This is a genomic window from Rothia sp. HMSC071C12 (genome assembly GCF_001813895.1).
In the GTDB taxonomy this organism is placed as follows: Bacteria; Actinomycetota; Actinomycetes; order Actinomycetales; family Micrococcaceae; genus Rothia; species Rothia mucilaginosa.
Genome location: NZ_KV814350.1, coordinates 1 through 22,195, shown reverse-complemented (window position 1 = coordinate 22,195; position 22,195 = coordinate 1). Strand labels below are relative to the sequence as shown.

The following is a 22,195-nucleotide window of genomic DNA, read 5'->3' as shown; positions in this document are numbered from 1 at the left end:
TCGCTGCGGAGAGCGTCCGTGTGACACCCTGAGGACGCTTCCGGAAAACACGGCGCGCCACCTCGGGTAGCTTGGGGCGTGGAGGGGCGGTGTCGTCCGAAAGTGACATCAGGGTGCCCGAAGCGAAGCGAGGGCGGGTGCCCCTGTAGGAACGAGGACGAACACCAGCCCCTCCACGCCCCATCCCATAGAAATGCGAGTACCGCCCACAGAACCGGTTAGTTGCCGGTCATGCCCAGCAGCTCATTCGCGCGAACGCGAGCCCAACGCTCTGCATTCAGCACAGCCTCCAGCGTCAAATCAGCGTCAGAAACAGCCTCAGCGCTGCCGGTGTGCTCCTCCAGCACGCGTGCGACCGAGTCGACAATGTCGGTAAAGCGAATCGCGCCCGCATGGAATGCTGCCACGGCTTCCTCATTGGCGGCGTTGAACACTGCCGGGTGGGTACCGCCGACCTTGCCGGCGTCCTTGATCATGCGCACGGCGGGGAATGCTTCCTCGTCCAGCGGCTCAAAAGTCCAGGATGCCGCCTTCGACCAGTCGCAAGCAGGCACGGCACCGGGGATGCGGTGCGGCCAGGTCAGACCCAGCGCGATGGGCAGAACCATGCTCGGCGGGGACGCCTGCGCAATGGTGGAGCCGTCCACGAACTGCACCATGGAGTGCACGATGGACTGCGGGTGAACCGCCACGTCAATACGGTCCAGGTCCACGCCAAACAGGTGGTGCGCTTCAAGCACTTCGAGTGCCTTGTTGACCATGGTTGCCGAGTTGGTGGTGACGACCAGGCCCATGTCCCAGGTGGGGTGTGCGAGCGCCTGCGCGGGGGTCACGTCGTGCAGCTGTTCGCGCTTGTAGCCGCGGAACGGGCCGCCCGATGCGGTGAGAATCAGTCGGTCGATTTCTGCATCGGTTCCGGAGGCGAGCGCCTGCGCGAGGGCGGAATGTTCGGAGTCGACGGGCACCATGGGGGTGTTCAGGGGGGATGCGTCGACGGCGGCGCGTACGAGCGGGCCGCCTGCGATGAGGGATTCCTTGTTGGCCAGTGCCACGCGGTAGCCGCTGTTGAGGGCGGTGAGGGTCGGTTCCAGGCCGATGGAGCCGGTGATGCCGTTGAGGACGGTGTCTGCCGGGTGTGCTGCCGCCTGTACGGAGGCTTCGGCACCGTGGGCGATCTGCGGGGTGTAGCCGGTAACGCCTGCTTCGGAGGCTGCCGCCTCGATGAGTTCGCGGAGGCGCTGCGCGTCGTCGGCGGTGCCGCTGGTGGCGACCAGTTCGGCACGCACGTGCACTGCCTGGCGTGCGAGCAGTTCGAGGGATCGGGAGCCTGCGGAGAGGGCGACGACCTTCAGCGGTGCGTCGGCGGCGGAGGCGCTGGTGCCTTTGAGCGCGGCGAGGTGGTCGATGACTTCCATGGCTTGGGTGCCGATGGAGCCGGTTGAGCCGAGGAGGGTGACGCGCTGCGGTGCGCGGGTGAGTTCTGTGAGGGCGTCGGTGAGGCGGTCGCGGTTGCCGCCGACGCGTGCTGAGGATCCAAACTTCATGGTTCTAGTGTCTCATGAGCTCGCGGGTACGTTCGGGTACTGGCGCCGCCTCTCACGTTAGAAGGCCCAGCGTAGATGAACCCCAGCATAGATGAGCCCCAGCTTAGAAGACCCCAGCGCAGAAGAATCCCCCACCCTGTCATACGGGGCGGGGGATTCAACACTTCACGTTTTAGAGCAGGTCCTGCAGCAGCTCAATGCAGCGGTCCAGGAAGGCGTCCACCTGGGATTCCTCGTAGCTGACGGTGCCCGAGGCGGGGCGGAACTTTGCGTGGCGCACCACGGAGGGGTCCAGCGGCTCCTCGCTGTTGAGCTGGGCGTACACGCGGTCGCAGATGGCGTCCACGTCGCCGACGAAGTAGCCCATGTGGCGGCGCTTGCTGGGGCGGCGGAAACGCTCACCGGCGGGGCGTTCCAGGCGGCCTGCGAGCAGCTCGCCGGTCTCTACGAGGGAGCGTTCCCAGTTGTCCAGGCCGTACGCCTCAATGTAGCGGCTGCGTTCGAGCTTGGCGAAGCGTTCCTCAATCTTTTCGAGGGCGCGGTCGACCACGTCCAGCTGGTAGCCGCCGGGTTCTTCGCGGAAGACGACCTGGCGGATTCGTCGGGAGGTGTAGAGGTCTTCGGGCAGTTCGGCGGCTCCGCTGAGCTTCTCGTAGTCCTCGGCGAGGCGGGTGAACAGGCGGTCTACTTCACTGCGCTTGTAGCCGGGTTCGGTTTCTGCTGCACGGGCAAATCCGCCTCCGTGGGTGGTGCTTGCCAAGGTGGGCTCCTCTCGACGATTGAACTTTAAGAATACCAATGCGCAGGCTACCTGGTGCAAGGTGGGCGGGCCGCGTCTTAGATATAGCCTTTTACACCCCTTATCAACGGATACAGCAAAGGCGGGGCGCCCCTCCCCCATTCGTGGGAAGAAACGCCCCGCCTCCATAAGCGATAAAGCTTGAAGCTTTAGAGCGGCATAATAAACCGGAAAATCAGGCAACCAGCCGCCGCAGCAAAAAGAATCGAATCCAGGCGATCCATCATGCCGCCGTGACCGGGCAGAATATTCGACATGTCCTTCACACCCATACGGCGCTTGAACACGGACTCGACCAGGTCACCGGCAGTCGACGCGACCACCATGACCGCCGCCAGCGGAATAGCCCAATACCAGGGCGAACCCATGGCTGCCAAGGCGATAGCGCCAACAACCGCCGAGCCGACGAAGGAACCAGCCAGCCCCTCCCAGCTTTTCTTCGGGGAAATCTTCGGCGCCATCGGGTGCTTACCCCAATTCACGCCGGCAATGAAGCCGAACGTGTCATTGCAGATGGCCATCAGCAGAATCATGAGGATACCGCGCTCGCCGTGGTCCGTCTGGAAGTAGACCATGGCAATACCCAGCATCAGCGGCACCCACAGCAGAGCCAGGGCGCTACCGCTCAAAGACTTACCCAGTGAGACCTGACGGTCAGCACGCACGAGAGCAGAAGAAAGCAACAGCGCCAGCAGGCTCACCGCCAGGGCGATGCCCAGCCCGGTAAAACCGAACAGGTAGGACACCACCACAATTGCGCCAGACAGGGCACCCAGCAGGTATTCCGGGATGCCGTAGCCGCGGCGGGTGTTGAGCACGTGCCCAATTTCCCAGGCGCCCAACGCTGCCGCGCCGGTAGCGATCGCAACAAAAACCGGCTGGTAAATCAGGCCCAGCACCAATAGCACGCCGAAACCGACGCCCACACTAATAGCGGCGGGCAGGTTACGGCCAGCTTTGGCGCTGCGCGACTTCACCGGCGTTGCAGCGGTCTGCGGGCTCGGCTGTGGAGCAGGCGGCGCGCCTCTCTCTTCTTTCGCTTCTTTGCGTGCACTCATTAGGGTTTAGACCTCGAGCAGTTCAGCTTCCTTGTGCTTGTACAGTGCGTCGACCTGGTCGATGTGCTTCTTGGTCTGTGCGTCCAGTTCCTTCTCAGCACGTGCGCCTTCGTCTTCACCGATTTCGCTGTCCTTGACCAGCTTGTCAATAGCGGTCTTAGCGTGGCGGCGAACGTTACGGATGGAGATACGAGCCTCTTCAGCCTTGTGGTTGACGAGCTTGGTGTATTCCTTACGGCGCTCAGCAGTCATTTCGGGCATGACAACGCGGATAGCTGCACCGTCGTTGCTGGGGTTAACACCCAGGTCGGAGTCACGCAGAGCCTTCTCAATAGCTGCCAGTGCGGTCACGTCGAAGGGAACGATCTTGACGGTACGTGCGTCCTCAACGTTGAAGGACACCAGCTGCTGCAGCGGGGTCGGTGCACCGTAGTAGTCGGCGGTCAGGCCGCTGAAGATTGCGGGGTTCACACGACCGGTACGAACCTTAGCGAACTCAGTCTTGGTTGCTTCAATGGTCTTTTCCATCTTCTCGCCGGCTTCGGCAAGGATTTCTTCGATCACGAAAGGATCTCCTTTGTCGGTATTCTGGGGTACCAGAATTGTCGGTGGGTGCGCGTTCAGCCTTCATGATTTCCCTACCGGTTCGCGGCGCATCCGAGGCGAAAACCTTACGGATACCGCGAAGTCGATGGGAAAGAGGCAGAACGTCGTATTTGATATAAGTCTAGACGGTACCGGCGGGCATAAGCGAGTTTTAGCGCTTACCCGCGCGGTACCGTCCAGAATAAGTCCGCGCTATCGAGCACGGTCACAATCAGAGGGGCATCAAACATGCCCCGGCCTAGAAAATTAGGCGTTAGCGAGTAACGAGGGTACCCATCTTCTCGCCCAGAATCGCGCGGGTCACGTTACCCTCACCCTGCATGCCGAACACGCGCATGGTCACGTTGTTGTCACGGCACAGGGAGAACGCGGTCTGATCCAGCACGCGGATGTTGCGCTGCATTGCCTCATCGTAGGTGAGGTTGTACAGGCGCTCAGCGTTGGGGTCCTTGTTCGGGTCAGCAGTGTAGATGCCGTCCACGCCGTTCTTAGCCACCAGAACCTCATCTGCGTGGATTTCCAGGGCGCGCTGAGCAGCCACAGTGTCGGTGGAGAAGTAGGGCAGACCCGCACCAGCACCGAAAATCACGACGCGGTCCTTCTGCATGTGGCGAATCGCGCGGCGAGGAATGTAAGTCTCAGCAACCTGCGGCATGGTGATAGCCGACTGAACGCGGGTGTCAATACCCTCCTGCTCCAGGAAATCCTGCAGAGCCAGGGAGTTCATCACGGTGCCGAGCATACCCATGTAGTCTGCACGGGAGCGGTCCATACCCGCCTGAGAGAGTTCAGCGCCGCGGAAGAAGTTGCCGCCACCAATCACGATGGAGGTCTCAACCTCGCCAACAGTTGCGGCGATCTGCTTAGCGATGCTGCGCACGACCTCGGTAGAAATACCGACTTCACCGCCACCAAAAACCTCACCGGAAAGCTTGAGCAAAACGCGGCGGCGGCCGGTTTCGTCACGGTGCATCGGGCGGGGATTCGCTTCAGTCATGGTTCCTCCAGTGGCTTACCTAGGGATTGTTATAGGTGATCGGGGCGGGCTCCTGCCGCCTAGTCCTTATCAAGGATACAGCAAAGCCGGGTAGCCACCAGTGGTGACTACCCGGCTTCAGGCTATAATCCCAACCTCATACGATTTCCCTTACCGGGAACCCGCAATACGGGAGGGCAGAACTGCAGCGAGTCCTTATGCGCCCACGCGGAAACGTGCGAATGCGGTAGCGGTTGCGCCAGCCTCGGACAGAACCTGTGCGACAGACTTCTTGGAGTCCTTCGCGAAGTCCTGATCGAGCAGGGTGTTCTCCTTGAAGAAGCCCTTCAGGCGACCCTCAACGATCTTGTCCAGAATCTTCTCGGGCTTGCCCTCAGCGATTGCGGTCTCGCGAGCAACGCGCTTCTCGGTCTCAATCTGGTCTGCGGGGATGGACTCGGAATCCAGGTACTTGGGGCTCATTGCAGCAATGTGCACTGCAACGTCGTGTGCGATCTCGTCGGTGTTCTCACCGGAGACAGCCAGCAGAACGCCAACCTGTGCCGGCAGGTCCTTGGAGGTCTTGTGCAGGTAAACTGCAACGTTCTCGCCCTCAACGCGTGCAACGCGGCGGACAACGATCTTCTCGCCGAGCAGTGCACCAGCGTCGGTGGTCAGCTCCTCAACGGTCTTGCCCTCGTAGGATGCAGCCTGCAGCTCTTCCAGGGTGGAAGCGTTAGCAGCAATAGCAGCCTCGAGCACGTTCTGGCCGAAAGCGATGAAGGGGTCGGACTTTGCCACGAAGTCGGTCTCAGAGTTGACCTCGATCATGTAGCCAACGCCGTTCTCAACGCGTGCAGCTACCAGGCCCTCAGCGGTTGCGCGACCCTCGCGCTTGGTGATGCCCTTCAGACCCTTAACGCGGATGATCTCGGCAGCCTTCTGCTGGTCGCCGTTAGCCTCGTCCAGAGCCTTCTTGACGTCGAGCATACCTGCGCCGGTCTTCTCGCGCAGTGCCTTGATGTCTGCTGCGGTGTAGTTCGCCATTGTGAACTCCTTGTGTTGCTGTAATAAATCGGGATGACATCCCGGTGGTACAAATGGCGGACGGCGCCGCGCCCAGGTCAGGGCGGGCGCCGTCCGAACGTGGTCCCCGCAGGCGGGGGCCACAAAGCATAAAGCTTAGTGGGCTAAGAAAGCTTACTTAGCAGCCTCTTCAGCCTGTGCAGCCTCGTGCTGCTCCAGGAGCTCGCGCTCCCAAGCTGCCATGGGCTCCTCAGCTGCTTCAGCCTTGCCGTTCTTCTTAGCGTTGCGCTCGATCAGGCCGGCTGCCACTGCGTCAGCAATCACGCGGGTGAGCAGGTTGACGGAGCGGATAGCGTCGTCGTTACCGGGGATCGGGAAAGCAACCTCGTCGGGGTCGCAGTTGGTGTCGAGGATAGCAACAACGGGGATGCCCAGCTTCTGAGCCTCGTTAACTGCCAGGTGCTCCTTCTTGGTGTCAACAACCCACAGGAGGGAGGGAACCTTGGACAGGTTACGGATACCGCCGAGGGTCTTCTCGAGCTTCTCGAACTCGCGACGCATGAGGAGCAGTTCCTTCTTGGTGTAGCGAGAACCTGCTACATCGTCGAAGTCAATCTGCTCGAGTTCTTTCATGCGCTCAATGCTCTTGGAGATGGTGCTGAAGTTGGTCAGCATACCACCGAGCCAGCGGTGGTTCACGTAGGGCATGTTCACGCGGGTTGCCTGCTCAGCGATAACTTCCTGAGCCTGCTTCTTGGTACCCACGAACAGGATGTTGCCACCGTGTGCGACGGTCGACTTAACAGCCTCGTATGCCTTGTCGATGAAGGCGAGGGACTGCTGCAGGTCGATGATGTAGATGCCGTTGCGCTCGGTCAGGATGAAACGCTTCATCTTGGGGTTCCAACGGCGGGTCTGGTGACCGAAGTGAACGCCGGAGTCCAGCATTTCACGCATAGTTACGACGGGCATGTCGTCTCCTTTTTGGTGCCGCGCGGACCTCCCATTCGGGCTAGCCCAACGCGCGCATAGTAGTTATCAGTTTTTCCTGGCGGCGGTTAGCGTTCACGGTTACCCGTTCAGCTCAGGCCCTAACCACCCCGTGTGGGTGGACCGAAGGTCCCTTATCGGCTCCCCGTTTGAGGATGCCGCTCACGCCGCGCGTCGTCAGTGAAGCTGTGCGGCCCCCTCACAGAGGGAGAATACCCGCGCAGGCACACTGCAATACGACATTGTACCGTATATTCCGCGATTAATCCGCCGGATTGGGGTTAAAACCTGTGTAGGCGCGGCGGGTGTGTGCAGGGGCACTGTGGATAAAGGATTTTAAGGCGAAAACGGCGGGGTTATCCACAATTTTTCGTGAGGCGCTGCGGGGCGAGGCAATTCGTGATGTGCTCAGAAGATGAAGCAGAACATGAAGACATTAGCGACAACGCTACGGCACGCAACGCTGACGGCCTGCTGCCTGCTGGGTGCACTTGTGAGCGCAGGCGGGCAGGTCTACACGGGTGGGCAGGGTTATTTGGGCAGTCAGGGTTATTCGGGCTGGCTCAGTTTTACAGGCGGGGCTAGTTTTACTGACGGTGCCGCCTCAGGTGCACAAGCTCCCAGCAGCGCACACGTTCCCCACACCGTTGAGCTCACCGCGAGCCGACTACGCTACCGCTCCCCCACCGCCGAATCCAGACCGCGGGTGATCCATCCCTTTGAGAAGCCCGCCCAACGCTGGAGCGCAGGGCACCGCGGCGTAGACCTTGCCGTACCCGTAAACGACCGGCGCGTCTACGCACCGGCACCGGGAAAAGTGGTTTTCAGCGGCACGGTCGTCAACCGCAAAGTACTGGTCATTGCGCATCCGGATGGGCGGCGCAGCACCTTCGAACCCATGGATGAGGCACTACCGGTCGGCACCACCGTTGCAGCCGGTGATGTCATCGGCACCATCGCAGGCGCGGCGGACGGCAACAGCGAGCGCCCCTACCGGCGATGCTCCACCCTCTGCCTGTACTGGGGCGTACGACAGGGAGGCGCCCGCGGGGACGGCAGCGGCAAGACCGCCGAATATATCAACCCCATGAGCTTGCTGGGGTCGAAGGAACCGAGCATTTTGCTTCCCGTACCGGGCGGATATTAGGCGCGGGTACTGGTTATTAGGCGTGGGTATTAGCGCCGAGTATGAGCCGAACCAGATACAGCTGTGGCCCGTCACCTCCGGGGAAGGAGGCAACGGGCCACAGGAGCCAGCCTAAGTTGTGCCCACTAGCGTAGGTGCTAGAGGCAGCTACTTACTGGAGGACGTCACCGTCATCAGCACCGAACTGGTTCGGCTGTACAGGCTGTACAGGCTGTACGGGCTGGTTGGGCTGTGCAGGCTGCTGAGCAGTCTGACCGGGCTGAACCGGCTGAGCGGGCTGCTCAGTCGGAGGGATATACGCGGGCATTGCCTTGGTCGGTTCGTTCTCGCCGTAGTTCAGGCCGTGTTGCGGGGTGAACACCTGAGTCGGCGAATCATCACCCGCAGCGTAGGCGGTGTTCTGCGCCGGGTAGCCCCCCTGTGCCTGGTAACCGGGCTGAGCGGCATAACCATTCTGAGCAGCGTAGCCGCCCTGTGCCTGGTAGCCGTTCTGTGCGTCAGCCTGGGTTGCGCCGTAACCGGTCGCAACACCCGCCGCCGCGCCCAGTGCCGCAGCCGAAGCAGCACGACGCTCACGACCCTTCGCGCGAGCCGCCGCGATCTTCTTGCGGAACAGGAAGAGCATAACCAGGATGAGCAGCAGCAGACCCACAATAACCGCATCCACGATTACGTCGGTCATGCTCAGACCGGACACCGGAACAGTCAGACCGGAGGTGGTGCTGACGCCGTGGTCGGTCTTGACGCTCAACTCGCCGCCGTTCACGGTCAACTGCACATGGGCGCCGTTTGCCCTGCTGTTCGCGGCATCTACCTTCTGCTGATCCAGCGAGGAGAAGGTCGGCGCCTTGAAGGTGAACTCGAAGGGAGCCGAGTAGTAGCTACCCAGCTTCGAAGAGAGCTTAATCTCAGGGGTCACGGTGTAGTCGGAGCCGAAGGGGTGGTAGCCACCGGGACGGGTGACGGTCACCTTCGAATCGGGCAGGTACTCGTTCAGGCGCTGGTTGAACTCGTTCTGGTCCTTACCGCGAACCTTCACGCTCACGATGGTGGCGTCGCCGTCCTGACGAACCTCAGTCTCGTCATTGCTGCCGCCTGCGAAAACGTCCTTGAGCTTCTGCTCAGCGCCGGCAACGTCCTCGGTCGGGAATGCGTAGAGGAAACGTGCCTCCATGGAACCGTCCAGGCCCAGGGAGGTAGCCACCTTCATGCTCTTCATCGAAATGTTTCGCGAAGAGACAAGGTTAATCGCAAGAATCCTATTGTTCGAGCTAGAAGAGCTGCGATCGCGTCGGCTGTAGTTAGGTTCGTAGCGACGGTCCTCGCTGTCCTTCATCGTAAGGGTCATACCCTGACCTTCCGGAGAGCACAGCAGGGAGCAATCCAGAGTGCCCGAGATGGTCTTCTCAACCTTGAAAGATCCGTCGTTCTCGGTTACTTCACGACTGAAGGACAAATCAGTGCTGCTTGCGCCAAAAATCTTCTTGAGCTTATCGCTCAGGTCCTGCGAGGAGGAAGCCTGGAAGAGCATGGTGCGACCAATTTCTTCCTTAGCTGCACTAGTCGATGCGGAAGGAGCGTAACCCCTCGCTTCAGAAGAGTCCAGACCCTTCTTCAGCTCGGCGCCTTCAGGCTTGACCTGATTCAGGTAGGCATCCACTGCAGAGGAAGTTTCGCTATTCATGATTTCCTTGGCGGAGAAGGAAACCATAACAGAGTAACCACCGTCCTTCTCGTTGATGTCCATGAATACGGCCTTGAAGCCGCGGTCCTGGACGTCCTTCGCAGAGATGGTGGAGCCGCCAGAGTTTTTTACTTCCTTCTCGCCAAACTTCACAGTGGTTTCGCTACTGCTGCTGTTGAATACGCTGTTCTTGTTGGAGGTTTCAATAACGCCATCAACAACAAGAGCTTCGGGGAGCCAGTCCAGCAAGTCTTTCGAGCTGAAGTTTTCCTTCACCTGAATACCCTGCACCAGACCCTGGTCAGAGTTGACGATGCTAATCTGCGGGGTAGCACTGGAACCAGCAGCCTTCAGGATAGAAGCAACCTTGGTCCGGTACTCATCCACAGAGGAGAAGGGAATGGTGAAGGTCGCACGTGCCTTGTCACCCTCAGACTGAATACCACCGTATTCCAGGCCCTCGGGCAGGTGCTTACGCACGGACGCATCCAGCGCCTGAGTGCCACCCTTAATCTTGTCCTTGTTGTCCTTCATATCAAAGGAAACCAGCATGGTGCGGGTACCCTTCTCAGCGCTCTCAAGGCCAAGCTGGGTCTCAATCTTCGCACCGCAGGCGCTCAGAATCAGGGCGGCAATGGTCAGCAGAACCGCCAGGAACATCCAGCGCTGACGAGTCGGCGCGCTCGGGGCGTGAGTCATCGCGTGCATACTAGGCTCCCATCAGGCGAATAGCCACGTAGTAAACAATCATGGAGGCAAAAACCCAAGCAGTGCTCAACGCCGCATGCATGATAATCGGGGACTTCGCGAAGCGGCCCAGACGGTTCAGACCCAGGTAGGTGAGCGCCTCGCCCGAGAACACGGCGAAAGCAAGCACCAGGACCATGAGCATGGTCAGGAAGGACGCACCGTCACCGCTACGGCTGAGAGTCATGAAGAACACGAGCAGGTTCAGCACCAGGAACGAAGGAATCAGCGCCAGCGAAGACACCGATACCGCGTGCATGCTCGCGGTGAAGGACGCCGGCGCCTTGCCGATACGCGCGGTCAGTTGCAGCTGCACACCGCGCAGAACCTGCACACCAAAGATGGCGAGAGCCATCAGCACGTACGCCAGAATCATGCGTCCGGTCGGCACGGCCTGCGAGGCGTAGGCGCCACCGTAGGCACCGCCTCGACCGTACATATAGCCCATCATGGACATCGCGACAGTGGCAGCCAGAATCACCAGCTGGCTAAAGAAGAACGCGCCCGCCAGCGCCTGCAGAGTCGTGGGAACAATCCAACCCCACGCACCTGCGGAAGAGATACGAGCGTGCGCGGTTGCCGGGTTGCTGGAGAAAACGTCCAGGAACGCGTTCCAGGTAGCACCCAGCGCCTTCACTGCCGGATGCGGTGCGCTCGGCGCATAGGTTGCCTGGCCGGGCTGACCCGGCTGAGCGGCACCCGGCTGAGCGGTACCAGGCTGAGCGGTACCAGGCTGAGGTGCATCGAGCTGGGGTGCGGCGGCAGGCTGACCGGGCTGCTGCGGTGCTACCGGCGCGGCAGGCTGAGCAGCATTACCCTGCTGGCTCGGCTGCACGGGCTGACTCGACTGCATGGGCTGGCTCGGCTGGGCAGCCTGAGTTGCGTTACCCGGCTGAGCAGCCTGACCCGGAAGCGAAGCATCCTGCGCGGGACGCGCGCCAGCATCGTAGCCGTAGCCGCCGGCTGCACCCTGCGACGGGTTGTTGGGAGTGTTCTCCGACATTGAGATCCTCTCGTATGGTGTGTGGAAGCAACACCTACCGGCTGAATCGGCATCTACCGGCGGCATCACACTGTCTTTCGTGACAAGACTCTTCAACCCTACCGTATTGAACGCTATGGTGCGTCTTCGTTCGTCATTTACTCATTTTCATCACCGTTGATGCATTCCATGAACAAAAATAGGCACCCTGAGTGCACGACAAAAGAGCACGAAAAAGCCCCGCCCGCCGACAAGTGGGTGAAGTCGACGGGCGGGGCCGTAGGGAGTGCGGGGCTCGAACCCGCGACCAAGGGATTATGAGTCCCCTGCTCTAACCGGCTGAGCTAACTCCCCATCCGGTGCAGTGACGGCGCGCAATGGGCGCCAGCACCATCCTCTAGAGTACCTGAACGGCGGCTGAGAACGAAAAACGCTCTCTCCTACTCAACGCTCAGAATCTAGAGAAGCTTAGCGGCGCGAATCCAGGTAACGCTGGTACGGAGCATCGCTCACGTACAGTTCCTCGAAGGTGCGCCAGGTGTTCTCAGCACTGTGGAAGCCCACGATGCGGCGGGACTCGCGGCCCATCTGCTCGCGCTCAGCAGCGGGCAGGGAGAGCACAGCCTCCAGCTTCTTCGCCAAATCCTGAGCGTTATTGGGTTCGAAGAGGTAGCCGTTCACGCCGTCCTCCACCAGGTGCGGCAGAGCCAGCGCGTTCGCGAGCACCACGGGGGTGGAGGCGCTCATCGCCTCCAGGGAAACCAGGGACTGCAGCTCGGCGGTACCGGGCTGGCAGAACACGTCAGCCATCTGGTACACCTCGGGCAGATGCTCATCGGGAACGAAGCCACGGAAAATCACGCGGTCGGACACACCGCAATCGTGCGCCTTCTGCTCGAGAGCCTCACGCAGCTCACCGCCACCGGCAATATCCAGCACCACGTGCTCGAGGGTATCGGGCAGCAGGGAGAGCGCCTCAATGAGCACGTCCACGTTCTTCTCTTCGGCAAGGCGACCCACAAAGGCAATACGTAGCTCACCGGGAACCTTGCCGGCGTCTGCTCCCTCAGGCAGCTCGTAGTCGCTGATTTCAATACCGTTAGAAACCGGCATGACGGGGCGGTCAAAATGACCCAGGTCGCGCATCGCATCCGCACCGATCTGGGTGGGAGTGGTAACGACCGCAGTCTTGGAGAAGCAGAAACGCATGTCCTTCCAGGTGACCTTCTCAATCACGCGCTTCACGGGAGAGGGGAAGGGCAGGAACGGGTCAAGGTTCGCAGGCATGAAGTGGTTCGTTGCGATAACGCGAATACCGCGGCGCTTCGCCTGGAAGATGAGGGCACGGCCAATAATGTAGTGGCACTGCACGTGCACCACGTCCGGGCGGACCTCGTCAAGGATTGTGCCGACCTCGGACCAGATCTCCCAGGGGATGCAGATGCGGTTCGTCTCGTGGGTCGGGGGCAGGTGCGAGCGCAGGCGGTGCTCCACGATGCCGCCCTCTACTTCGGTGCGGTAGCTGGGGCCGGGGATGGGGCTGGCGGCGACCACATGCACGGAGTGGCCTCGCTTGAGCATGGAGGTGGCGAGGCGGTGACCGAATTGTGCTGCACCGTTGATGTCCGGCGGGTAGGTTTCTGCGCCAATCAGAATCGTCTTTGCCTGTTCCATGACGGGGCTCCTCATCGGGGTGTAGTGTGTCGGTGACTTTGGGGGTTTCGGGTGCGACGGCGCGCCGCTTCTACCTCTGTCTGCCGCGTGCACCGGGTGGATCCAGTACGTACAGCACTTGTCTATTCTACCTGTGAGCTGCGTCCTTCTCCGACTCGTAGAGGGAGGGTTTTGGCTGGGAGTTACCTCTAAACCTCACGTTGAGACAGAAGTCGGCAACCTGCCTGTAGACGCACAAACGCCCCGATACGAGTATCGGGGCGTTTGGACGCTTGGCGTTAAACCTATGCGCCGGCTTTAGCGGCGACTGGGTTTATGGTGTACCGGGTTTAGCGGCGTACCAGGCGGTTCAGGAAGTGCAGGACGGTTGCAATGGATGCGCCCAGTGCTGCGAAGGACTTCCAGCGTGCCTGCAGAACCTCGGGCTTGCGCACGTTCTCTGCCAGGCCGCGGCCGGTAGCTGCTGCACCTGCGGCAACCTCGGAGGGCACTGCCTTGAGAGCGTCCAGAGCCTGCTGGGTGTTGTTCTGAACGTCGCCGGTGTAGGACTGCAGGTCGTCGCGCAGGGCTGCCAGGTGCTGGCGGCGTTCTGCGGTGCGCTGCTTGAGCTCTTCGAAGGTCGGCGGCTTGGGCTCTTCCTCGCCGCGTGCCTTGCGCTCTTCAGCTTCCTGACGTGCGCGTTCTGCTGCTTCTTCAGCTTCCTTAGCCTTCTGCTCTGCACGCTCTGCCTGTTCCTTCTTCAGGCGCTCAGCGGACATGGCGGTACCTTCCTTGAGTACGCCGAGGTCGAAGAGCAGACCGAAGATTGCGGATTCGGGCTTGAACGGCAGCTGTGCCTTGACCTTCTTCAGACCGACCAGGGCGCAGATTGCCAGGACGATGAGGAAGATGAGGGCGAAGATCAGCGCGGATGCCCAGTAGGGCATGACGGTGCCGAGGCCGAGGATTGCTGCGGCGACCAGCGCAATGATCAGGAACAGACCGAAGACTGCTGCGACGCCGAAGAAGGCCGCACCCTTACCAACGGCGATGCCCTTGGTCTTCAGCTCGTGCTTTGCAATCTGGATTTCGTCCTTGACCTGGCTGGGTCCGAGGGTCTTGAAGGTTTTGCCAGCGTCGATGATGTTCGCGACGCCGGACTTAATCCCGCTGATGCCAGCAAAGAAACGCTTAGGTGCCTTGGGATTAGTAGTAGTGGTCATGACCACCTCTCCGTGACGTGTTTTTGGAGGCTTCTTTTTCGCACTCCACCTCCTATAGTTTAGCCCCTTATGATACCTCCGCGTGACCGTTTGGGTGGGGGTTTGCGCTATCTCTTCAGGTATTTTCGACTTTCTGGAGGCTGCATTGAGCTGCAGGCGTAGCTTTCTGGGTTTGGTTGCGCCTGTAGATTTGCTCTGGAGTAGGCGTAAGAGGATGCCGATGCGCCGCTCCCCCGCTACGCGCCGAGTGGGTGCGTGGCGCGTGGGGGTGGGGAACTTTTCGGTGCGTTAGATTTCACATTTTTACAGGGTACATTTTTGCAGGGTGAAGTATCTTTGCCTCGCCGGGGGCGTAAGCCCAAGGGGTTGCTGGTTCACGACTTGGGGAGAACGTTCCGACTGGACTCGATACAGCGGGGTGAAGATTTTCCGAGCGCGCGAGGAACCAAAAATCTCAACCACCCCGTATGCCACTGTTGCGCTGGACTCGACACAGCGGGGTGACGGTTTTTCCGAGCGCGCGAGGAAGTAAAAAACCGTTATCCCGCCGAGGGCGTTAGCCCGAGGGGTTAGGTGTGGGCGCCCCAGCGCTCACGTAGGGTGGAGTGGTTACTGGTTCGAGCCAGGGCAACAGATAAAGCAAGAATCCCCAGGGCGGAGCCCTGAGGATTCTTGCTTTATGCGCTCCCCCGACTGGACTCGAACCAGTAACCCTTCGATTAACAGTCGAATGCTCTGCCAATTGAGCTACGGGGGATTATTTTGTTTTCGTTGCTGGTTTCCCTTGCAACGAGTAATAACTATACCGGGGCTGTTTGGGCTCCGCAACTTGAAATGCTATGAAGTGCATCACTTTTGGGGTGTGTGGTTGGTTTGGGTGGTGAGGGAGGCTTCTACCCCGCGGTATTCCCCGGCAACCTGCAGAACACAGGACATTCGGCAGGTAGCCGGGGCGTTCACAAGGAACCGTACTTAGCCGCGCTGTGCGCTGAGCTGGCGGCGGCGCATTTCCAGCTCGAGGAGCTGACGCTGTACCGCTTCGAACTCTTCGTCGTCGGGGTTTGCGCTGAGCTGCTCTAGGCGCATCATCAGGTCGGATTTTTGGCGGGCAATCTGCTGTTCAAACAGGGCATTGAGTGCGCCAGTCACAAAACCGGGCAGACGCTCAGCGCTGCTGACCGGTAGCGGTGAGACGGCGAGCTCCGCGATGGCGGGATGTACGCCCTCCACAGCGCCGGAGCGCACGCAGTTAATCCATTCGATGCCGGGGGTGGGCGCCATGACGGTTGCCGCGTGAATAATGCCGGCGGCCACCTCACGGTGGGTGCGGTAGCGGAACTGCACGGTGGCGAGGTTACGCCACTGTTCCACACTGATGAGCTCGGGGTGCTGCAGGGCAATCTCGAGCGCCGCCTTTTCGAGGCGGGCAACCGGGTCGCGCGGGTCGGGGGTGAGGAATTCCTCGACGGCGGGGGCGGTCACCTCCGGCTGGGGTGCGGCGGGCTGAATGCTGCTCGGCGGGTGCGCGGCAGCGTTCTGACCGGCGTAGGCACTGGGTGCGGCGTGGTCTTCTGGTGGCGGTGCGTCGTAGGCGGGGTCGTAGGGCGCGTCAGCATGAACTGCGCCCTGAGCACCCGCGTAACCCGGCGCGCCCACGTAACCCTGAGCGCCCGCATAGCCCGGCGTGCCCGACACTCCCTGCGGCCCCTCGTTCAGACGCTCGTAACGCGGCGCGGCGGCGGTAGCCTCCGCCTGCTGGGAGCGAGAAAGCTTCGGGTGATTCTGCGCGTACGCCACGGCACGCTGAATCTCGTCGAGCTCCAGACCAAGCTGACCGGATACCTTACGCATGTAGGCGGGGCGCAGGTCGCGGTCCTTAATGCCGGCAATAATCGGGGCGATAGCGCGCATCGCCAGCACACGGCCCTCAAGGGTCGCCAAATCGTACTTGGCGAGGGTCGAATCAATCGCGAACTCGAACAGCGGGCGGCGCGAAGCAATCAGCGAGCGCACGGCGGCGTCACCCTTGTGCAGGCGCAGGTCGCAGGGGTCCATGCCGTTCTCAGCAACCGCCACGAAGGTCTGCGCGACGAAGCGCTGGTCCTCCTGGAATGCAGCCATGGCGGCTTTCTGGCCTGCGGCGTCACCGTCGAAGGTGAAGATGATTTCGCCGCCGGAGCCGTCATCGGTAATCATGCGGCGCACCATCTTGATGTGGCCGGGACCGAACGCGGTGCCGCAGGTGGCAACGGCGGTGGTGATGCCGGCGAGGTGTGCCGCCATGACGTCCGTGTAGCCTTCCACGATGACGACCTGCTTGGTCTTGGTCATATCGCGTTTTGCCAGGTCAATGCCGTAAAGCACCTGGGATTTCTTGTACAGCTGCGTCTCGGGGGTGTTCAGGTATTTGGGGCCCTGATCGTCGTCGAAGAGACGGCGGGCACCGAAACCGATGGTTTCACCGGCGATGGTGCGGATTGGCCAGATGATGCGGCCGCGGAAGCGGTCGTACAGGCCGCGGTTGCCCTCCGAGAACATGCCGGTCGCCTTCAGCTCCTCATCCGTGAAACCCTGGGAGCGAAGATGCTTGAGCAGATGGTCCCAGCCGCGCGGGGCGTAGCCGACACCGAACTTGCGGGTTGCGGCGGGGTCGAAACCGCGGGCGCCGAGGAAGCGCTGCGCCTCCTGAGCATCAGCGCTGTATAGGTTGCGTTCAAAGAACTCTGCGGCAATCTTGTGCGCGTCGAGCAGGCGGCGGCGCATACCCGCCTCATAGCGGTCGCCGGGCTTACCGCCCTCATAGTGCAGGGTGTAGCCGATACGGGCGGCAAGACGCTCCACCGTCTCAACGAAACTGGTGTGCTCCATCGCCATGACGAAGGAGTACACGTCACCGGATTCACCGCAGCCAAAGCAGTGGTACGAACCGACCTGCGGGCGCACATTGAAGGAGGGCGTGCGCTCGTCGTGGAACGGGCACAGCCCCTTGAAGGTGCCTATACCGGCGCTTTTGAGGCTCACATAGCCTTCAATGATTTCGCGGATATCGGTACGGGCGCGGACTTCGTCAATGTCTTCTTTGCGGATTAATCCAGCCATAAACTCAATTCTACGGTGAGGGTCAACAGGTAGCCTCTGCATGCGTTGCAGGAGCGGCAACATAGCGCACGAACAGGCTCACAAAAAGGATGTGCCGCGACGCGCAAACAGCACGCCGCGGCACACAAGTACAGGTGTTTAGCCGCCGGAAATATCCAGCTCAGCCTCCACCAGGCCCAGACGCTCAGCGTCCCCCAGGATGCGCGAATCCAGCCAGCCATCGGGCAGGTGCGGTTGCTTGGGGCTACCGGCGCGACCGCGCGAACCCTCCACAGCGGCACCCGGGTAACCAATCGAGTGGTCCAGCTGAGCAATCAGCTCACGGAACGTCGCCAGGTCGGGCACCTGAGCCATCTTCGCGCGCAGCTCACCGCCAACCGGGTAACCCTTGAAGTACCACGCCACGTGCTTGCGGATTTCGCGCAGGCCTCGGGTCTCATCGCCGAAGGTTTCCACCAGCAGTTCTGCGTGGCGGTAAATCATGTCCGACACCTCAGTCAGGGTCGGGCGGATACGCTCCGACGAACCCTCAAACGCATTCTGCAGGTCACCAAACAGCCACGGGCGACCCTGGCAACCGCGACCAATCACGACGCCGTCCACGCCGGTCTGCTCAACCATGCGCACCGCATCCTCTGCGGAGAAAATATCGCCATTACCCAGGATCGGCACATCCGGAATCAGCTCGCGTAGCTGCGCAATCGAATCCCAGTCAGCCTTACCCGAATAATGCTGAGCCGCAGTACGACCGTGCAGGGCAATCGCCGCAACACCGGCATCACGCGCAATCTTGGCGGATTCCAAGAACGTAATGTGGTCATCGTCGATGCCCTTACGCATCTTAATGGTCAGCGGAATATCGTTGCGGGATGCTTCCTTCACCGCGGTCTGCACAATCGCAGTGAACAGGTCAGTCTTCCAGGGCAGGGCGGCACCGCCACCGCGGCGAGTCACCTTAGGAGCCGGGCAGCCAAAGTTCAAGTCAATGTGGTCTGCACGGTCCTCTTCAACGACCATGCGCACAGCCTTACCGACGTTGACCGCGTCCACACCGTAAATCTGGATGGAGCGGATCTTCTCGTCCGGGTCATGCTCAATAATGCGCATGGACTCGGGCTTACGCTCCACCAGGGCGCGCGCAGTCACCATTTCGGTAACGTACAGGCCGCCGCCATATTCACTGCAGAGGCGGCGGAAAGCCTTATTGGTCACGCCAGCCATCGGGGCGAGAACCACGGGAGTATCAACGGTCAGATTGCCCAGTTTCAGGGGCGGAAGGGTAAGACGGGGTGCTTCAGAATTCACCCCTATATTGTGGCATACGGGGGCAAATCGAGAACCGGACTCAGCTGACGGGGTACAGAGGCACAGCACAGGCGGATTTTTTGGAGGCGCCCCGCGGCGGTAGCGGCGGCGAGCGCAGGCACGCGAAAGGGGCAGCACACAAAAGGGGCGGGGAAGCATTCCACTCCCCCGCCCCTTTCAGCAAGAGTCAGCCAGCAGGCTCGGTACCGAGAATCTACTCGGAATCTACCCGAAAGCCTACTCGGTCACGTAAATATAGGTCGGGTCGCCCTCCACCGAAGCGGTACCGGCACGCAGCAGCACGTCGGTCACCTGAACCAGCGCCTCCATGGAGTCATCAACCTCAACCAGCACCGGGTACTTAGCGCTCAGCAGGGACAGCACCTGCATAATCGCCTCCACGGCGCCCTCATTATCGAAGTCGTAGCCCAGCAACAGCTCGGTGGCAGTGTTCTCGTTTACCAGTGCCGACTCCGGGTCGGTCTCGAAGGGGTGGTAGCTCACCGCAAATGCCACAATCTGGCCCTTCTTACCTTCGGCAGCCGCCTCGCGAATGTGGTCGCGAAGCACCACGGCACCAAAAGCGCGCACCTCATCCGAGAGGAAGTAGCGGTTCACGGTACCCAGACCCACCTCGGCGGGCACATCCCACTCGTGAGCGCGGCGGTAAAAATTCCACAGCGCAGAAGTCAGCTCCACCGAACCGGTCGCCAAATCCTCAATCGCCTGAGTCTCGTTACCGTCAGCATCCTCACGCAGAGACACCGGGGGAATCGCGCCCGGCTCCACACGCACCATACGGGAGCGCTGAATCAGCTTCATGCCGGCAGCCTGCGCGAACTCCTCACCGTCGCTAAACGGCGCTAGCTTCACGCGCAGAGCAGTGGTCTGACCGTGCGCCGCCGCAATCTCACGCAGCGCATTCAGCAGCGCGGTACCAATACCCTGACGGCGGTGATCAGCCGCCACCTCAACATACGACCACAGACGCGCCGGATGCAGCAGCGAAGCCACCACGGTACCCGCCGCCACCGGAACACCCGAAACAGTCACCACCAGAGTGCGGCTAAACGGCGCATCCGTATCCGGGCCGAAAAGGCCACGCTGGCGCTCCTCAACCTCATTGCGGGCAGAGTTCCAGATTTCAAGCAGGGCAAGGTCATCACCCTCCTGCCAGGGGCGAATCTCAAATTTTTCGCTAAGGCGTTCAGCCATATCCGTGTGCCTTCCTTCGCTCGCGTCTATCGTGCCAATCGTCTAACCAGGGTAGCCCAAATGCACGACGGCGGGTAGCCTCTTTCGCTCTAAGAGGCTACCCGCCGACCATGTTATGAAAGTTTTAGCCTGCCAGGCGTGCAGCCAGGTAGGACTTCACCTGATCCAGAGCCACACGCTCCTGGTTCATGGTGTCACGCTCGCGGATGGTCACAGCCTGATCCTCGAGAGTGTCAAAGTCCACGGTGATGCAGAACGGGGTACCAATCTCATCCTGGCGGCGGTAACGGCGGCCAATAGCGCCCGCCTCGTCGTAGTCCACGTTCCACAGGCCACGCAGCTCATTCGCCAGCTTAGTTGCCGGCTCAGACAGCTCAGCCTTCTTCGACAGCGGCAGAACAGCAGCCTTCACCGGTGCCAGGCGCGGGTCGAGCTTCAGCACGACGCGCTTATCCACGCCACCCTTAGTGTTCGGTGCCTCATCCTCGACGTATGCGTCAACAAGGAACGCCATCATGGAGCGGGTCAGACCGAAGGACGGCTCAATCACGTACGGCACGTAACGCTCACCGGTAGCCTGGTCGAAGTACTCAAGCTTCGCGTTGGAGTGCTCATTGTGCACGCCCAGGTCGTAGTCGGTACGGTTCGCAACACCCATCAGCTCACCCCACTCGGAACCCTGGAAACCGAAGCGGTACTCAACGTCAATAGTGCCAGCCGAGTAGTGTGCACGCTCCTCCTGAGGAACGTCGAAGCGGCGCATGTTATCCGGGTTAATGCCCAGGTCAACGAACCAGTTCCAGCAGTCCTCAACCCACTCGTTGAAGTACTTATCAGCGTCATCCGGGTGCACGAAGTACTCAATTTCCATCTGCTCGAACTCACGAGTACGGAAAATAAAGTTACCGGGAGTGATCTCGTTACGGAACGACTTACCAATCTGGCCAATACCGAACGGCGGGCGCTTACGAGAAGCAGTAACCACATTGTTGAAGTTCACGAAAATACCCTGAGCGGTCTCGGGGCGCAGGAAGTGTAGACCCTCCTCATTATCAACCGGGCCCAGGTAAGTCTTCATCAGACCGGAGAAGTTCTGCGGCTCAGTCCACTCACCACGAGTACCACAGTTCGGGCAAGCAATCTCCTCCATACCCTCAGCCGCGCGGCCCTTCTTCGCCTCAAAGTTCTCCAGCAGGTGATCCTGACGCAGACGCTTGTGGCACGACAGGCACTCAACCAGCGGGTCGGTGAAGGTCGCCACGTGACCGGATGCCTCCCACACCGCACGAGGCAGAATAACAGAGGAGTCCAGGCCAACCATGTCCGCACGGGAGCGGACGAAACGCTGCCACCACTGCTGACGGATGTTTTCCTTCAGCTCTGCACCGAGGGGGCCGTAGTCCCATGCGGAGCGGGAACCGCCGTAAATTTCACCGGCCTGGAAAACAAAGCCGCGGCGCTTCGCGAGCGCAATAACGTTATCGAGGGTGGACTTTTCAGCCATAGTTACTCCTTCTGCCCCGCCACCGGCTGTGACGTGCGTGAGTTCGGGTTCATAAGGGACGCGACCCAGAACGGGGCGCCCGTATTCGCGCTCATCGGCGCAATATGCACACTTTTTGATGCAAGACACTAGGGTACCATCACCACCCCACCCCTGGGTATGCCTACCCGACCCACCACTCCCCCATTTTTACCGGACGCCAGGATGCACCCGGCGGGATAAACTAGAGAGCATGGAAGAAATTTTTATTCGCGACGACATGATCCGCCTCGGTCAGTTCCTCAAGCTCGCCAACCTCGTAGAGGACGGCGCGCAGGCACGCGAGGTCATTCAGCACGGCCTGGTAAAGGTCAACGGCGACATTGAAGAAGCACGCGGCAAGCAGCTGCACCCCGGCGACACCGTGACTCTCAACGGCGTGACGGTGAAGGTTGCGCACGAAGACTAACCCTCCCCTTGACGCGAAGGCTTGAGGGGACAGTGTACGTCCTCGTTCCTCTCAGGTTGGGAGGGGCGGGGCGCCGCATATTTCCTCCGGCTGAGCGCTGGAGGCGCTGGTGACCGTCCTCGTTCCTCCCCTCACTAAGCAGGGGCGGGGCGCCACATATTTCCTCCGCGCCTACGCAGGGGCACCCGT

The 22,195-nt window shown here is 60.8% G+C and carries 17 protein-coding genes and 2 tRNA genes; 2 read left to right on the top strand and 17 right to left on the bottom strand.

Going from position 1 to position 22,195, the window contains the following annotated elements; genetic code table 11:
- Positions 1 to 218: 218 nt before the first annotated feature.
- The 7 genes from dxr to rpsB form a co-directional block, all read right to left on the bottom strand.
- Positions 219 to 1,544 (bottom strand): 1-deoxy-D-xylulose-5-phosphate reductoisomerase, encoded by a 1,326-nt coding sequence (gene dxr, locus HMPREF2942_RS00505; RefSeq protein WP_070687900.1) that lies wholly within the window; start codon positions 1,542 to 1,544, stop codon positions 219 to 221.
- Between the two features lie 172 nt (positions 1,545 to 1,716).
- Positions 1,717 to 2,304, bottom strand: coding sequence for a cell division protein DivIVA (locus tag HMPREF2942_RS00500; RefSeq protein WP_012903944.1), 588 nt, complete (start codon positions 2,302 to 2,304; stop codon positions 1,717 to 1,719).
- 188 nt (positions 2,305 to 2,492) lie between these two features.
- Positions 2,493 to 3,401, bottom strand: coding sequence for a phosphatidate cytidylyltransferase (locus HMPREF2942_RS00495; RefSeq protein WP_070687898.1), 909 nt, complete (start codon positions 3,399 to 3,401; stop codon positions 2,493 to 2,495).
- Between the two features lie 6 nt (positions 3,402 to 3,407).
- Positions 3,408 to 3,965, bottom strand: coding sequence for a ribosome recycling factor (frr, locus tag HMPREF2942_RS00490; protein WP_049350195.1), 558 nt, complete (start codon positions 3,963 to 3,965; stop codon positions 3,408 to 3,410).
- Positions 3,966 to 4,260: 295 nt separating this feature from the next.
- Positions 4,261 to 5,004, bottom strand: a complete 744-nt coding sequence (gene pyrH, locus HMPREF2942_RS00485; RefSeq protein ID WP_005507067.1) for a UMP kinase — start codon at positions 5,002 to 5,004, stop codon at positions 4,261 to 4,263.
- 195 nt (positions 5,005 to 5,199) lie between these two features.
- A complete protein-coding gene (gene tsf / locus HMPREF2942_RS00480; RefSeq protein WP_005508816.1) occupies positions 5,200 to 6,030 on the bottom strand; it encodes a translation elongation factor Ts in 831 nt (276 codons plus the stop codon).
- Positions 6,031 to 6,183: 153 nt separating this feature from the next.
- Complete coding sequence (gene rpsB, locus HMPREF2942_RS00475; RefSeq protein WP_005508818.1) at positions 6,184 to 6,981, bottom strand: 30S ribosomal protein S2; 798 nt, start codon at positions 6,979 to 6,981, stop codon at positions 6,184 to 6,186.
- A 724-nt stretch (positions 6,982 to 7,705) separates the two neighbouring features.
- Here rpsB and HMPREF2942_RS00470 point away from each other — a divergent pair.
- Positions 7,706 to 8,146, top strand: a complete 441-nt coding sequence (locus HMPREF2942_RS00470) for a M23 family metallopeptidase (RefSeq protein WP_070687945.1) — start codon at positions 7,706 to 7,708, stop codon at positions 8,144 to 8,146.
- A 151-nt stretch (positions 8,147 to 8,297) separates the two neighbouring features.
- Here the strand turns inward: HMPREF2942_RS00470 and HMPREF2942_RS00465 are convergent, their stop codons facing one another.
- From HMPREF2942_RS00465 to HMPREF2942_RS00420, 10 genes are all read right to left on the bottom strand, one after another.
- Positions 8,298 to 10,538 carry a flagellar motor protein gene (locus tag HMPREF2942_RS00465; RefSeq protein ID WP_070687896.1) on the bottom strand — a complete coding sequence of 747 codons (2,241 nt, stop codon included), beginning with the start codon at positions 10,536 to 10,538 and terminating at the stop codon, positions 8,298 to 8,300.
- A gap of 1 nt (position 10,539) precedes the next feature.
- The gene (locus HMPREF2942_RS00460) at positions 10,540 to 11,580 is read right to left on the bottom strand and encodes a hypothetical protein (protein ID WP_070687894.1); all 1,041 of its coding nucleotides are present in this window, start codon (positions 11,578 to 11,580) and stop codon (positions 10,540 to 10,542) included.
- Positions 11,581 to 11,839: 259 nt separating this feature from the next.
- Positions 11,840 to 11,913: transfer RNA gene (locus tag HMPREF2942_RS00455), tRNA-Ile, on the bottom strand.
- Between the two features lie 114 nt (positions 11,914 to 12,027).
- The gene (locus tag HMPREF2942_RS00450) at positions 12,028 to 13,233 is read right to left on the bottom strand and encodes a glycosyltransferase (protein ID WP_070687892.1); all 1,206 of its coding nucleotides are present in this window, start codon (positions 13,231 to 13,233) and stop codon (positions 12,028 to 12,030) included.
- A 329-nt stretch (positions 13,234 to 13,562) separates the two neighbouring features.
- The gene (locus HMPREF2942_RS00445; protein ID WP_049345705.1) at positions 13,563 to 14,435 is read right to left on the bottom strand and encodes a phage holin family protein; all 873 of its coding nucleotides are present in this window, start codon (positions 14,433 to 14,435) and stop codon (positions 13,563 to 13,565) included.
- A gap of 684 nt (positions 14,436 to 15,119) precedes the next feature.
- Positions 15,120 to 15,192: transfer RNA gene (locus HMPREF2942_RS00440), tRNA-Asn, on the bottom strand.
- Between the two features lie 215 nt (positions 15,193 to 15,407).
- Positions 15,408 to 17,534 carry a DNA primase gene (gene dnaG, locus HMPREF2942_RS00435; protein WP_070594104.1) on the bottom strand — a complete coding sequence of 709 codons (2,127 nt, stop codon included), beginning with the start codon at positions 17,532 to 17,534 and terminating at the stop codon, positions 15,408 to 15,410.
- 138 nt (positions 17,535 to 17,672) lie between these two features.
- Positions 17,673 to 18,839, bottom strand: coding sequence for a tRNA dihydrouridine synthase DusB (gene dusB / locus HMPREF2942_RS00430; RefSeq protein ID WP_044142776.1), 1,167 nt, complete (start codon positions 18,837 to 18,839; stop codon positions 17,673 to 17,675).
- Between the two features lie 237 nt (positions 18,840 to 19,076).
- Positions 19,077 to 20,054, bottom strand: coding sequence for a GNAT family N-acetyltransferase (locus tag HMPREF2942_RS00425; RefSeq protein ID WP_049360850.1), 978 nt, complete (start codon positions 20,052 to 20,054; stop codon positions 19,077 to 19,079).
- 124 nt (positions 20,055 to 20,178) lie between these two features.
- Positions 20,179 to 21,558 (bottom strand): glycine--tRNA ligase, encoded by a 1,380-nt coding sequence (locus tag HMPREF2942_RS00420; RefSeq protein ID WP_060823766.1) that lies wholly within the window; start codon positions 21,556 to 21,558, stop codon positions 20,179 to 20,181.
- 232 nt (positions 21,559 to 21,790) lie between these two features.
- Between HMPREF2942_RS00420 and HMPREF2942_RS00415 the strand changes: the two genes are divergently transcribed.
- Entirely contained in the window at positions 21,791 to 22,006 is a 216-nt protein-coding gene (locus tag HMPREF2942_RS00415; protein ID WP_005507051.1) for an RNA-binding S4 domain-containing protein, read from the top strand.
- The last annotated feature ends 189 nt before the right edge of the window (positions 22,007 to 22,195 follow it).

Excerpts from the sequence above, each read along its gene's own strand:
- dnaG (WP_070594104.1), bottom strand. The coding sequence starts at position 17,534 with ATGGCTGGATTAATCCGCAAAGAAGACATTGACGAAGTCCGCGCCCGT.
- HMPREF2942_RS00420 (WP_060823766.1), bottom strand. The coding sequence starts at position 21,558 with ATGGCTGAAAAGTCCACCCTCGATAACGTTATTGCGCTCGCGAAGCGC.
- HMPREF2942_RS00450 (WP_070687892.1), bottom strand. The coding sequence starts at position 13,233 with ATGGAACAGGCAAAGACGATTCTGATTGGCGCAGAAACCTACCCGCCG.
- HMPREF2942_RS00425 (WP_049360850.1), bottom strand. The coding sequence starts at position 20,054 with ATGGCTGAACGCCTTAGCGAAAAATTTGAGATTCGCCCCTGGCAGGAG.
- pyrH (WP_005507067.1), bottom strand. The coding sequence starts at position 5,004 with ATGACTGAAGCGAATCCCCGCCCGATGCACCGTGACGAAACCGGCCGC.
- dxr (WP_070687900.1), bottom strand. The coding sequence starts at position 1,544 with ATGAAGTTTGGATCCTCAGCACGCGTCGGCGGCAACCGCGACCGCCTC.
- rpsB (WP_005508818.1), bottom strand. The coding sequence starts at position 6,981 with ATGCCCGTCGTAACTATGCGTGAAATGCTGGACTCCGGCGTTCACTTC.
- HMPREF2942_RS00495 (WP_070687898.1), bottom strand. The coding sequence starts at position 3,401 with ATGAGTGCACGCAAAGAAGCGAAAGAAGAGAGAGGCGCGCCGCCTGCT.
- HMPREF2942_RS00460 (WP_070687894.1), bottom strand. The coding sequence starts at position 11,580 with ATGTCGGAGAACACTCCCAACAACCCGTCGCAGGGTGCAGCCGGCGGC.
- tsf (WP_005508816.1), bottom strand. The coding sequence starts at position 6,030 with ATGGCGAACTACACCGCAGCAGACATCAAGGCACTGCGCGAGAAGACC.
- HMPREF2942_RS00445 (WP_049345705.1), bottom strand. The coding sequence starts at position 14,435 with ATGACCACTACTACTAATCCCAAGGCACCTAAGCGTTTCTTTGCTGGC.
- HMPREF2942_RS00465 (WP_070687896.1), bottom strand. The coding sequence starts at position 10,538 with ATGCACGCGATGACTCACGCCCCGAGCGCGCCGACTCGTCAGCGCTGG.
- HMPREF2942_RS00415 (WP_005507051.1), top strand. The coding sequence starts at position 21,791 with ATGGAAGAAATTTTTATTCGCGACGACATGATCCGCCTCGGTCAGTTC.